Genomic DNA, 13090 nt, shown 5'->3' with positions numbered 1-13090 from the left:
CACCAGAATCGCTCATGCTGATGATGAGCTACGCCGAAGCCGACAAGCTTTTTGGCAAGCTTAAACCCGTGATCAACGACGAAACGCACAGATTAATGGCCAACAGGCGCGGTGACTTTCTATCACTCGCCCACGCGCGGTTAAGCGTTCTATCACCGCATTGTAAGCGTATTGGCTTATCAGCCACCGTGGCTTTTCCCGAAACACTAGGTGCATGGCTGGCCGGCAGCGACAGTGTAGCTAATATTGTAAAAGTGAAAGCGGGTGAAAAACCTAAGGTGGAAATGCTGCACTCTAAAGCGCGCATGCCTTTTGGCGGTTTTATGGCGCGCTACGCCATCGACGATATTTACCAGGCCATTGAAAACGCCAAAACCACGCTGGTGTTTGTGAATACGCGAGCTCAATCAGAGCTGTTATTTCAAATGTTGTGGGAGGCAAACAAGGCTGCGCTACCCATTGCCCTTTATCACGGCAGCTTGAGCAAAGAGCAGCGTCGTAAGACCGAAGCCATGATGGCAAGCGGCATGCTGCGGGCAATTGTATGTACGTCGGCCTTGGAATTAGGTATTGACTGGGGGGACGTGGATAAGGTTATTCAAGTTGGCGCACCAAAAGGCGTGAGCCGACTACTACAGCGTATAGGCCGGGCAAATCACAGGCTTGACGAGCCGAGCGAAGCGTTACTCGTACCGGCAAACCGCTTCGAAGCGCTGGAATGCCAGGCGGCGATCACCGCTATTGAAAAAGGGGAGCTAGACGGGGAAAGTCCACAGCCAGGGGCACTGGACATTGTCCCGCAATTTATATTGAACTGCTTGTGTAGTAGGGCTGATAACCCAGATACCTTGTATAAAGAGATACTTACCGCCACGCCATACCAAGGGCTCGATAGAGATGATTTCGACAAACTATGGCAATTTACCCAAGACGGGGGCAGTGCGCTTAATGCGTATGAAAGATATCAGCGGCTGACGAAAAACGACGATGGCACTTACTCGCCAGCGAATCGGCGGGTTATTCAAAGGCACAGACAAAACATAGGCACCATCGTTGAGGCAGGGCGTTTAAAGGTAAAACGCATTCGTAGGGGAAATCAGGGCAAGATCATTGGTGAGGTTGAAGAGTATTTCGCCCAGCAGCTAACGCCTGGAGATACCTTCTACTTTGCCGGAGAAGTGCTGCGTTTCGAGGCAATTCGCGACATGCAGCTGCATGCCAAGCCTGCAAAAGCCAAAGAGCCGAAAATACCAAGCTACGCGGGTGGCCAAATGCCGCTATCTACCTATTTGGCAGAAGGGGTACGTGCAATTTTGGCTACTCAGAAATCATGGAGAGCACTGCCTGCACAGGTACAAGAGTGGCTTAAACTTCAACAGTCGTTTTCCAAATTGCCTAGTCCTGACAGCGTGCTTGTAGAACAATTTCCGTTTAGACAAGCGCACTATACCTTGTACTACACCTTCGACGGACGCAAAGCGAACCAAACCTTAGGTATGTTGCTAACGCGACGAATGGAGAAAATGGGCATTAAGCCTTTAAGCTTCAGCGTGACCGATTACGGATTATCGGTAGCATCAGTAAACGCCATCACACAAGGGCAGCTCCAGCAGCTATTCCAGCCAGATATTTTAGGGGACGAGTTAGAAGACTGGATGTTGCAGGCACCTATGCTTAAGCGCTCGTTCAGGCAAGTGGCGGTGGTGAGTGGTCTCACTGAACAGCGCTATCACGCCAGCCAAAAAACCATGAAGCAGGTCACATTTTCTACGGATCTTATTTACGATACGTTGCGTGAACACGACCGCGACCATATCTTAATTAAAGTAGCACGGGCAGATGCAGAGCGTGAGCTACTTGATTTACGACGACTGGCTAATTTACTTATTCGCTATGTAGATTCAGCGACATTAGTGAATCTTGAAAAGCCGTCGCCCATGGCCATTCCTATAGTACTGGATGTGCGTAGTGAACAAGTGAAAGGCGCTGGCGCACAAGCTATTATTGAACAAGCTAATTTATACGCCGAAGCTGAAACTATGTTAGATGAAGTGCGCGCATTGTTATCGGGCTCATCTGTTGAATAATATTAGATAAAAGCAAAGACGAAAAGAATAAGAGGGCAATTTGGCAATAACTGACGCGTGGCTAACCGAAAAAGTAAGCCAGCGCCACATCACTATCACAAAATATGCAGACTACTTGTGGCTGCTAGATGCGCGCGGTGTGGCGTATTTACCCGCATGCGATTGGCTTATAGTGTCTGATCTCCACTTAGAAAAAGGCAGTTATTTACGCAGTTATGCGAACCCGTTACCGAGTTTAGATTCCACCGCTACGTTAACGCGATTAGAAAGTATCATCGATGATTACAAGCCACTGCGAGTAATCAGCTTAGGTGACAGCTTTCACGATAAACACAGCATGTCGCGCATGACCTTTGATGACCGTCAGCACTTATGCAGATTAGTTGATAGTGTGAACGAGTGGATGTGGGTAGAAGGTAATCATGACCCAGATTTGCCAGAGGGTATTCCTGGCACGCCATGCTATGAAATAGTGCTAGATAATATGGTATTCAGACACGAAGTAGAAACGAGTGAAACTCGTGCTCAAGTTATTGGCCATTATCACCCCAAAAAGCGCACAACTATCACCCGTCGCCGTTACTCAGGCAAATGCTTTACTAACAACGAAAATGTATTTGTGATGCCAGCCTTTGGTCAGTTCACGGGTGGGCTGGATATAGATGAAGAGGTAATGCTAACGCTTCTGCCCAAACGCTCACGACAGGTATTCATGCTCTATGATGGAATTGTATTTAAAATATAACACTATCAAAAATGGGGGGCAGGTTTCTGATCCTGCCCCCCATTATTTGGGTTAGTCGCGCCAGCGCTTGGTTAGTTCGTCGTAGGCGTCTATGCGGCGGTCGCGGAAGTAAGGCCAAATGCGCTTGACCTGTTCGGTACGTTCCATATCAAGCTCTACGGTTAGCGTGGTTTCACCTTCAGCTTCGGCTTTGGCCAAAATCTCACCTTGCGGGCCTGCTACAAAGCTTTGTCCCCAGAACTGAATACCTGGATCACCTTCAACAGGTGACGCTTCAAATCCAGTGCGGTTTGCCACGATAACCGGTACTGAGTTTGCCACAGCGTGAGAGCGCTGAATGGTTTCCCATGCACCATGCTGACGGGTACGCTCTTCTACTGTGTCAGTTAAATCCCAGCCGATTGCGGTAGGGTAGAACAACAAGTCCGCACCTGCCATCGCCATTAGGCGCGCCGCTTCTGGATACCACTGGTCCCAACACACCAATACGCCAAGTTTACCTACGCTGGTTTCAATAGGCGTGAAGCCCATATCGCCCGGTGTGAAGTAAAACTTCTCGTAAAAGCCTGGGTCATCAGGAATATGCATTTTACGATATTTGCCCGCAATTTCTTTACTGCGGTCGAACACGACTGCGGTGTTGTGATACAAACCTGAACCGCGCTTTTCAAATAAAGATGTCACCAACACGATATTGTGTTTTTCGGCTAGTTCACCAAAAAATTCTGTCGCAGGTCCAGGAATTGGTTCAGCCAAATCAAAGGCGTCAGTATCTTCTTGCTGGCAAAAATACAGGGTGCTGTGTAGTTCTTGAAGCAAAATACACTCGCATCCTTCAGCGGCTAATTTGGCAATTTGCTCGGCACTTTTATTCCAGTTCGTTGCTTTATCGTTATCGGCAACGGCCTGTTGTACCAGACCCACTTTTAGCTTAGCTGGGCGCATGTAATGACACTCCTTTCTTTAAGGTGGTGATAATCGAATCTTTTAATGTATTTGTGGGAACCTGCATGGAAATGCAATGCAAGCTGCCGTATTGTCTTACGAGTACACTGCAATCGATTGGTTCAACAATATGATTGGGATGTGCTCTTTGTACAGTCTCAATGGCTTCTGCGTCTTCCTCTTCACCGTAAACAGGCAATAATATTGCGTTGTTACAAATTAAGTAATTTGCGTACGATGCCGGCAGGCGATCCCCTTCGTCGTTTACAATATTAGGCAGCGGCAGATGAAACTGTTCATGCTCAGGCAGCTCAAGGGCGCACTCGTCGCACAACGCTCTCAACCCTTCAAAGTGACTGTCATTAGGACGGTTGTTACACGCCTGAATCACTAAGCCTTTGTTCGGCGTGAAGCGCACTAATGTGTCGATGTGACCGTCAGTATCATCGCCTTCTAAATGACCATGTTGCAAAATAGTAACTTTGCTGCAGCCTAGCATATCTTTAAATGCATCTTCGTAAGCGCTTAGCGACATATCACCATTACGCTCAGGGTTAAGTAAACACTGGGCAGTACTTAATAGGTGTCCGTCTTCATCAATTTCCAGCGCGCCACCTTCAGCTACAATTGGGCTGCTGCGAAGTACAGATTTACACATGCTGGCAAGATAACGCTGATTCGCCAGATTATCTTCAGCGGCGTTAAACTTATTGCCCCAACCGTTAAAGCGAAACTCTACCGGCGAGCCATTGCCTTCACTGTCTTTACAAGTGATGAAGCCGTAGTCGCGCATCCATGTGTCGTTAAATGAGGCAGGAACAATAAGCACTCGAGCGTTCTCTGGTAAACGAGAATTAAGATCGTCTACGTCACTCGGCGCACATAATAAAATCACACCCGCATCGTTGCGGTTTACTGCAGCAATCACGTTCAGATAGGTCGCTCTCGCGTCTTCTAACCATGGAGCCCAGTCGGTTTGCGCATGAGGCCACGCTAACATAACAGCATCAATGTTATGCCATTCAGGCGCCATAGTACGGTTGCCGTGCATAGTAAAATTCCAAATAGCTACGAAATAGGGTTCGGATTATAGCCATGCCTCAGCATGAGACCAAGGCAAATGGCGATGAAATTAATTGGCGGTGACGATTACTTTAAGCCATAAGGAAAACTGAAATGAACGAAAAGGGGGCGGCTTTTATTTCAAATGCCGCCCACCGTTGAGGTGAAGGGTTTGCCCTGTCACGTAGTCACTATCAAATAAATAGTTCACGGCTTTCACGGCCTCTTGCGCCCCAGGTACTATCTCTAACAGTGACTTTTCTAACGCTTTTTGTTTATAAGCTTCGTCATCACCCTCATTGAACATAAGCAAAGCTGGGGCAATGCTATTTACTTTTACCTTTGGTGCTAGCTTCTTAGCAAATGATAGGGTCAGGTTGTGCAGGGCTGCCTTACTTGCCGCATAAGCCATGTGTTTCTCGCTGCCTGTTTCTTGAACGTAGTCAGTCATATGAATAATGTCAGACTGAACGTCGCAATCACAAAGAGCCTTTTCAAGTGCCAAGTTTATGCGGTAAGGGGCAACAGCATGGACCAACATCATGCGTTCAATCAAGCTATGCTTGTCATGGTTATCTTTTTCTTGCGCCCAATCTGACGCGTTGTGGATCACCGCTCGATAGGTTTTACTGATTGCCTTAATCTCATCAATTGCTCGATCAATAGCCGCCTCAGTGCTAAAATCAGCCTGTAAGACTGTAGCACCTTTATCCTCAAGCATTGAAATACTTGGACGAAGTGTTCGATAAGTCACGACAACGTGGTGGCCCTGGTCAAGTAAAGTATTGGCCATAGCTAAGCCTAAACGTTGACTTGCGCCTGTAATTAACACAGGTGAATTCAAGATGATGTCCTTCTTTCGTAAAAGGTAACGGTCTTATTATTCTGTGCCAAATGCACAGTCGGTAGCAATGACATTAAATAAAAGTCATGTTGCCAAGTAATCGATCTGTAACGAACTCATGCTCGTACAAGATCAAAAAAGAAGTAACTACGGATAAAGTAATGTTAGCAAAAGAAGCGGTAATTGTGCGCGACGCACTAGACCCCTCTATTTCAGAGCCAGCACAACGTGTACGAGAAGCATTAGAAGCCAAAGGTTTAGAAACACCTATGGTGGCTAATGGTCTTACTGACGAGCAAAAGCGCAAACGAATAGAAAGTGCTATGCGTGACGTAATGGACACGCTTGGCCTTGATCTAACTGACGACAGTTTGTGTGATACGCCCACGCGAATCGCTAAAATGTATGTCAATGAAATCTTCGGTGGATTGGACTACCGCAAATTTCCTAAGATTACTGCCATTGAAAACAAGATGCAGATTGACCAGCCTGTACAGGTATCTGATATAAGCCTGACCAGCACTTGCGAACACCACTTTGTTACTATTGATGGCACGGCAACGGTGTCTTACATACCCAAAGACACAGTGATTGGTCTTTCAAAGATAAATCGCCTTGTTGGTTTCTTTGCTCAACGTCCTCAGGTACAGGAGCGCTTGACACAGCAGGTGTTAATAGCGTTACAAACGCTTACTAACACTGAAGATGTAGCAGTAAGTATTAATGCTACGCATTACTGTGTTAAAGCGAGGGGAATTCGCGATACCAACTCGTACACGAAAACATCTGCACTTGGTGGTCGTTTCCTTACTGATAGTGAATTGAAACGAGAGTTTTTTCGGTAGTTAATGGTTGTTTGTTTCGGAACTTTATTTAAGAACTTTAAAAGCCGCTCATGAAGCGGCTTTTTGTTTGCTAACATTTTGCTACGCTTTCCAATGCGCTTTATTTGATAACAAGCTCTGCATCCAGTGAATCGACAATCAAATTGATACGGCCACCAATACCATCGGCCGCCGTTAAACTGAGTACTTTATTGCAGCACCCACAAGATTCATGCTGTTCGTGATACATGTCGCGAACTGTTTCTAGCTGGAAGTCATTTATTGCGCCGCAATACGGGCACATGTATTCCAAAGCACTATCACTTTGCATCGTTTTATCCGTTACCATGTTAAACATATCCATATGACATAAGTCGAATCCCGCTGTGTAATACTTCTGCGTGAAGCAAGAAACAAACCACACACAACAAGAAGAGTGCTACTTCCGCGTCAATCAGTTTGAGAGCCAGTCAAACACAGGCCAAGCTACCAAAGTTATGCGGAAGCTACGTGAACTATCTATTCACTATAAAAAGTATAGTGGGTATTTATTGGTGTGCCTGTGAAAAAATGACTTATTCGATAAGTCACTGGCAGTAAAGATAATTAATTTGGCGACTAAGCCGCGGATAACTTGCTAACCACTTTTCAAACAGCAATTAGCAAGATATGGCGAAAGCTCGAACTTTAATCAGCAAGAAGCCACATTTGTTGAAAAGGCTCAAGCAATAGTGGTGAAGCATTCATTTCGACCGTTTCATCAGTTAGCAAATCTCGGCTTGATGCGCCCTTTAGTGTTGCCAAAAGGCTACGCTGAATGGTCTGAGGGTGCTCACTGAAGTTACATATTACAAGCAGCTTGTGACCCTGTGTATTTTCCCGAAGAAAAGCAAAGCAATGATGGTTATCGGCATCTAAAATTTGGGTGCTAGACTGCCCGAAAATCGCATTCTGCTTTCTAATTGCTATCATTTTGCGCAATCCATTAAACACGTGAAGGCTCGCAGTCTCTGTAGGGTTGGCTGGCGACGTGTTTCCTAGCGCCAATTCCGTATCTGCGCGGGTAACGGCAATTCGGTTTACCCATCTGTCGTCGTGCTTTTTGGTGTCATCAAATCGATAGCTGTAGTCATTAAGCTTGCCTACTTCATCACTTGAGTAAAGTAACGGAATACCTCCAATGCTAAAGGTGATACCGTAAAGCAGCATCATTCGTTTCACAGCGTCATCAATGCCTTTTGAATCGTTGGATTTAAGCGCGCCTTCTAGCCCACATAAAGAGGCTAGTGAACCACACACACGACAATCGCCGTTAGAAGGGTTTTCAGCAAACGGCACGCCGTTGGCAAAACTTCCTTCAAAACGACCGGTATAAAATTGATTAAGAAAATGGCGGTGATCGAATGCGTTAATACCCAGTTCGTTGGCTACCGCGTCGTCGAAGGTCCATCCGATATCGTCGTGGCATCGCACGTAGTTCACCCATGTGCAGTTCTCAGAAATAGAGAAGCTCTTTTTCATTGAGCGCGTAAGCAAACGGGTTTTACGCGTGGCTAACGAATTCCATAGCAGTGCCATTAGCAAAGGGTTGTAGGATAGCTGACACTCATCTTTGTCGATGTACTTAAGTACTTCGTCAGGGTGCACGATGGCTTCTGACTTAAAGACCACGGCAGGCGCTACAATTTGTAAGCAACAGTTGAACGCTTGTATAAGTACGTGGGCCTTTTCCTGATTTTCGCAGTTAGTACCAAGCTCTTTCCAAATAAAGGCCAACGCATCTAAACGCAGTGCAGCGCTACCTATATTGGCCAGAAACAACATTTCAGACGTGATAGCGTTAAACACCTCAGGATTACTGTAGTTTAAATCCCATTGAAAGCTGTTAAATGTCGTCCATACCCATTTTTCTATCTGTTCATTAAAGGTGAAGCTACCTCTTCTTACCTGGGGAAATATTTCTCTTAAAGTATGTTCGTACTGATCGGGAATGGTTCTGTCATCGAAAAGGTAGTAGTAGTCTTGAAACTGCTTCTCACCAGCCAGTGCAGCTTTCGCCCAAGCGTGCTCGTCAGAGGTATGATTGAACACAAAGTCGAGAACAAGATTTATTCCCTCTTTCTGAAGTGCTGAAGCAAGCTTTTCCAGGTCTTTCACTGTGCCTAGCGTTGGATTAACCTTGCGATAATCCGACACAGCATATCCGCCATCGCTATCCCCTTTGGGCGCATCGTATAAAGGCATTAAGTGCACATAGGTAACGCCTAAAGACTTAAAGTAGGGAATTTTGTCATGCAAGTCATTCAGAGTGGGGCCCATCAGGTCAACATAGCAGGCCATGCCGACTTGCTGTTCGTCGCGATACCAAAGCGGGTTTTTTAACCTTTCATTATCAAGCTTTTTGAGGGCTGGTTTACGGCTTTTTAACCCGTCTCTTAATATTTCAACCAGTTTTTGTAAATGAAAGTAGCAGTCATACTGGTGCCCATAAACGTAGGTATATTTGTCAAAAAGACGAGGAAAATGTTCCTTCAAGCGACGCGTAAAAGTTGTTGCATCTTTCTTACTTAGGCCAGATAAATCGGTTGATGCCAAGATTCGGTCTAAACATACACCACTGTCAGCAGCATAGCTCATAGAAAACTCCAAAGTGCGACGCTTAAGTGCGTCATACAACCTATCCTAATTAACAGGTTTACAGGCTTTTTAAATTCTGTTAACTTTTATCTTAAACGATTAAGCTCATTTATCAAGTTTATTACATCGTTATTTTTGACCTACTGAATGCGTGCAATGATCAACGTGTTTTTGTGAAGTTTAGAAGGGCGGAACAAGGCCTTTCATACCGTGCTTGTGAGACAGACTATGCCCAATCATGATCCTAGTAGCAGAATTATCAGATGGCTAACCTACCTAATGTTTATGATGTTTGCGATGACGTCAGACTCGGTAGGCGAGATAATCAAAGAAGTGAAAGTGGCGTTCTCTGTCACCAATGCTCAAGCAAGCTTAATGCATTCACTCCCCATGTTAGGTATTGCCTTATCGGGTCTATTCCTAGGTTTTTTGGCTGATAAGTTAGGCCGCAAGCCTACCATTATCATTGGTTTAGCGTTGTTTGGCCTTGCATGCTACAGCTTCTTAATTGCTAACGACTTTGTGTTGATTGTAAGTTTAATGAGCTTATCTGGTGTTGCCGTGGGTATCTTTAAAACAGGTGCGCTGGCGCTCATCGGTGATATTTCAACATCGACCAAGCAGCACACAGCAACTATGAATGGAGCAGAAGCCTTCTTTGGCGTTGGCGCAATTATCGGGCCTCTTATTGTCGCTTATCTTATTCATCAAGGCGTTGCATGGCAGTGGCTTTATGTAATCGCTGGTGGTGTTTGTACGCTACTTATAATCGGTGCTTTGCTGGTGAAATACCCCGCTTACACTCGAGATACAGCCTCAGGTGAAAAGAAAGTATCGATAGCGCAGAGCTTAAGTTTAGTGAAAAACCCCTATGCTTTAGGATTTTCAGTAGGCGCGTTTTTATATGTCGCCGCAGAAAGCGCCATTTATGTGTGGATGCCGAGTTATTTAGTGTGCGATGCGACTACGCTTAAAGCGACCTACGATTGTTATACTGAAGGCTTCTCTCAGACCCTTGCAATATACTCGGTAACGGCATTCTTTATCCTTCGTGCTGCAGGGCGTTTCGTAGGCATCTGGATGATGTCTCACTTCAACTGGGCATTGGTTCTTATGGTGTTCACTGGTGCTATTGTACTGTGTTTCGGTCTTGGTCTGTGGGGCGGAAAACAGCTTGCGTTGTTTCTATTCCCGCTAACGGGCATTTTCATGTCAGTAATTTATCCTACCTTTAACTCAAAAGGCATAAGCTGTTTCCCAAAACATCAACACGGAAGCGTAGCCGGAGTAATCTTGTTCTTCACCGCAGCAGGTGCGGCCGCAGGGCCTTTCATCATGGGCCTGGTGAGCGACGCCAATGGTGGCGACGCCAAGTATGGCTTTATGGTAGCCACGGGTTTTGCTGCTGTACTCTTTGTTGGCTTGGTGTATAACTATATTAAGAACCCTACCAAAGAACGTTTAGCGGAAATTGAGGCAAGCGAATACGCCAACTAAACGCAATGTTCGCTTTTTATTCCTTAAAACCGTAACGTGCCGGGCTTGCTCTCGGCACTGGTTTTTCCTCACGTTGTTGTTTAAGCTTCGGTTATTCCTATCAGTTTCTAGTCTAATCACGTTCCATGGATGAGTTAAAACAAGCGCAAGCCCTTTACGACACTCTTGTAGAATTTGCAGTGACCTACAGTTTCCAAATTGTAGGCGCCGTCATTATTTTTCTGCTTGGCTGGTGGGTGGCCAATAAAATAGGCCACATGGTTGAAAACCTGATGGTCAGCAGAAATATCGATATTACGCTGAGCCGCTTTACCGGCGGTGCCAGCAAGCTAGTGGTATTGGGTATCGTAATAATTATAGCATTAGGTAATGTGGGCATTAGCGTAACCCCACTTATTGCCGCCGTGGGTGCTGTTGGTTTAGGTGCAGGTTTAGCCATTCAAGGCATGTTGGCCAATTATGCCGCTGGCTTTACCATAATTATTACCCGTCCTTTCGTTGTTGGCGACACTATCCGAGTGCGTGGTGTTGCAGGGGTGGTCGATCAAGTCATGTTGCCCTATACCATTCTTATTGACGAAGACAATGTTCACATCCAAATACCCAACAAACTGATAGTCGGTGAAATCTTGCATAATTCTGCAGAGAACATGTTGATTGAACTTGAAATTGGCGTTGCCTATTCCAGTAAGGTCGATGAGGTAATCGATGTGATTCGCAAGGCTGTTGAAACGGTAGATGGAGTCAGCGAAGAAAAGTCACCCGCCATTGGTGTAGATAATTTTGGCGACAGCAGTATTAACTTTGGTATTCGGGTTTGGGCGCCAGCTGTAAGGCATTTCGAAGTGCGCTATGCACTAAACCAAGCCATTTTTAATGCCCTTCAGCAGCATGATATTGAAATACCATTCCCGCAGCGGGAAGTCAGGATGCTCGACCAATAAAAGTTTGTATCGCTATTGATAAAAATGCCGAATAAGAGACCCCTTATTCGGCATTTTTCTATTACGGCTACGCGATTTTTAGATTTCGTATAGCTCTAGAGGTAAACCGTCAGGATCTTGGAAAAATGTAAAGCGTTTGCCGGTGTATTCATCGGTTCTCATTGGCTCGCATTCAACTCGCTTATTCGTTAGGTGGTTGATCATTTCATCAAGGTTGTCCACTTTGAACGCTAGGTGCCTAAGTCCTTGCGCTTCTGGGCGCGACGGTCTTTGCGGTGCCCCCGGAAACGAAAAAAGCTCAATCTGACTGCCATCAGGTAACGCGAGGTCACATTTGTAAGAGTCTCTGGCTTCACGGTAGTTTTCATCAATAATCGAGAAGCCCAACACGTCCGTGTAAAACGTCTTTGAGCGAGGGTAGTCACTACAAATGATAGCAACGTGGTGAAAGCCTTTCAGCATCTTAATTTCCTTAATATTTATGCTTACGGCATCTCTTGACAGCGAGCAGCCTCAAATAACTTGTACCAGTGCTCTCGACTTAAATGAACATCTTCAGCCTTTTGGCTTGCTTTAATTCTGTCAATATTGGTACTGCCCAAGACGGGCGCAATGTTGGCAGGATGTCGCATCAACCAGGCCAAAACAATCGCTTCAGGCGTAGTTTGATATTCACCTGCAAGTTGAGCCACTAAGTCTGCTGTTGCACGGTCATTACTATTTTCAACTTTTGCACCTGTGTATCTACCTTGTGCCAAGCTTCCCCATGCCTGAAGTTGCACGTTGTTCATCATGCAGTATTCAAGTGTGCCGGGCGCATAACCTGTATCGCGATTAGCCGCACTGTTGGTAGTAATACCGTCTTCTAACCAGTCTCTAAAGCCAAGGCTCATTTCAAGTTGGTTAGCAACAATAGGTGTGGAAAGTGCAGACTGCAGGTAATTAATTTGGTGACCATGCATGTTTGAAACGCCAACATGCTTTATTTTACCTTGCTGCTGAAGCAGCTTCAGTGTACCGGCGACTTCGTCTAGCTCCATAAGTGGATCTGGACGATGCAGCAGCAGTATATCAAGCTGTTCTATTCCTAATCTAGAGAGAATGCCTTCAACCGACGTGTGAATGTGATTTGCTGAAAAGTCGTAACGCTTTGGTCCTAAATCATCCTCAAATCGTATTGCACATTTAGATTGGATAATCATTTTGTCTTTTAATTCGGGTGCTTGCTTGAGCGCTTCACCAAAAACCGTTTCGGCTTTGCCGAACGTATAAATATCAGCATGATCAAACACATTAATATCTAAACTCAGCACAGTATCAATGATGCTTCTTGCTTGGCTTATATCGGCTTTGGTTGCCGGTTTGTCGTTCCAACCGCCACCTAAGCCCATGCATCCATATATTAAGCGGCTTGCGTGTGAAAACTGTGCATTCATGTCATTTTCTCCCTGTTTGAGAATATCGAGTGGGCAGGGCCTGTATTAGCTCAAGGCTTGTTTTAAAAG

12 protein-coding genes are annotated in these 13090 nt (G+C 45.6%); 5 read left to right on the top strand and 7 right to left on the bottom strand.

Features of this window, described 5'->3' with window-relative positions; translation table 11 throughout:
- Positions 1-2087: helicase-related protein (locus tag QVA83_RS06410; protein ID WP_287498259.1), on the top strand; the 2087-nt coding region annotated here is incomplete at its 5' end.
- A gap of 40 nt (positions 2088-2127) precedes the next feature.
- On the top strand, positions 2128-2832 hold the full coding sequence (gene pdeM / locus QVA83_RS06405; RefSeq protein WP_287498258.1) for a ligase-associated DNA damage response endonuclease PdeM: 705 nt from the start codon (positions 2128-2130) through the stop codon (positions 2830-2832).
- Positions 2833-2883: 51 nt separating this feature from the next.
- Here pdeM and QVA83_RS06400 read toward each other — a convergent pair whose 3' ends face one another.
- The 3 genes from QVA83_RS06400 to folM all read right to left on the bottom strand — a co-directional run bounded on the left by QVA83_RS06400 (position 2884) and on the right by folM (position 5683).
- Positions 2884-3777, bottom strand: coding sequence for a carbon-nitrogen hydrolase (locus tag QVA83_RS06400; protein ID WP_075177305.1), 894 nt, complete (start codon positions 3775-3777; stop codon positions 2884-2886).
- The gene (locus QVA83_RS06395; RefSeq protein WP_287498257.1) at positions 3764-4828 is read right to left on the bottom strand and encodes an agmatine deiminase family protein; all 1065 of its coding nucleotides are present in this window, start codon (positions 4826-4828) and stop codon (positions 3764-3766) included. The genes QVA83_RS06400 and QVA83_RS06395 overlap by 14 nt, the downstream gene beginning before the upstream one ends.
- Positions 4829-4975: 147 nt before the next feature.
- Positions 4976-5683: a dihydromonapterin reductase gene (gene folM, locus QVA83_RS06390; protein ID WP_287498256.1), complete on the bottom strand. Its 708-nt coding sequence runs from the start codon at positions 5681-5683 to the stop codon at positions 4976-4978.
- A 161-nt stretch (positions 5684-5844) separates the two neighbouring features.
- Here folM and folE point away from each other — a divergent pair, with 161 nt between their 5' ends.
- Entirely contained in the window at positions 5845-6528 is a 684-nt protein-coding gene (gene folE / locus QVA83_RS06385; RefSeq protein ID WP_287498255.1) for a GTP cyclohydrolase I FolE, read from the top strand.
- Positions 6529-6628: 100 nt separating this feature from the next.
- Here folE and QVA83_RS06380 read toward each other — a convergent pair whose 3' ends face one another.
- Positions 6629-6856 carry a hypothetical protein gene (locus QVA83_RS06380; protein ID WP_230598813.1) on the bottom strand — a complete coding sequence of 76 codons (228 nt, stop codon included), beginning with the start codon at positions 6854-6856 and terminating at the stop codon, positions 6629-6631.
- Between the two features lie 338 nt (positions 6857-7194).
- Positions 7195-9144, bottom strand: a complete 1950-nt coding sequence (locus QVA83_RS06375) for an amylosucrase (protein ID WP_049588768.1) — start codon at positions 9142-9144, stop codon at positions 7195-7197.
- 279 nt (positions 9145-9423) lie between these two features.
- Between QVA83_RS06375 and QVA83_RS06370 the strand changes: the two genes are divergently transcribed.
- Both QVA83_RS06370 and QVA83_RS06365 read left to right on the top strand, forming a co-directional pair.
- Positions 9424-10641: an MFS transporter gene (locus QVA83_RS06370; RefSeq protein WP_014980533.1), complete on the top strand. Its 1218-nt coding sequence runs from the start codon at positions 9424-9426 to the stop codon at positions 10639-10641.
- 125 nt (positions 10642-10766) lie between these two features.
- Complete coding sequence (locus QVA83_RS06365) at positions 10767-11585, top strand: mechanosensitive ion channel family protein (RefSeq protein WP_287498254.1); 819 nt, start codon at positions 10767-10769, stop codon at positions 11583-11585.
- A 78-nt stretch (positions 11586-11663) separates the two neighbouring features.
- Here QVA83_RS06365 and gloA2 read toward each other — a convergent pair whose 3' ends face one another.
- Positions 11664-12047: an SMU1112c/YaeR family gloxylase I-like metalloprotein gene (gene gloA2 / locus QVA83_RS06360; RefSeq protein WP_156078938.1), complete on the bottom strand. Its 384-nt coding sequence runs from the start codon at positions 12045-12047 to the stop codon at positions 11664-11666.
- Positions 12048-12070: 23 nt separating this feature from the next.
- Entirely contained in the window at positions 12071-13021 is a 951-nt protein-coding gene (locus QVA83_RS06355; protein WP_287498253.1) for an aldo/keto reductase, read from the bottom strand.
- Positions 13022-13090: the final 69 nt, after the last annotated feature.

The sequence above is a fragment of the Alteromonas sp. AO-Serp genome (genome assembly GCF_017849675.1).
GTDB classification, from domain to species: domain Bacteria; phylum Pseudomonadota; class Gammaproteobacteria; order Enterobacterales; family Alteromonadaceae; genus Alteromonas; species Alteromonas macleodii.
Note: the sequence above shows the minus strand (reverse complement) of the source record. Positions and strands in the feature narration are given on the sequence as shown.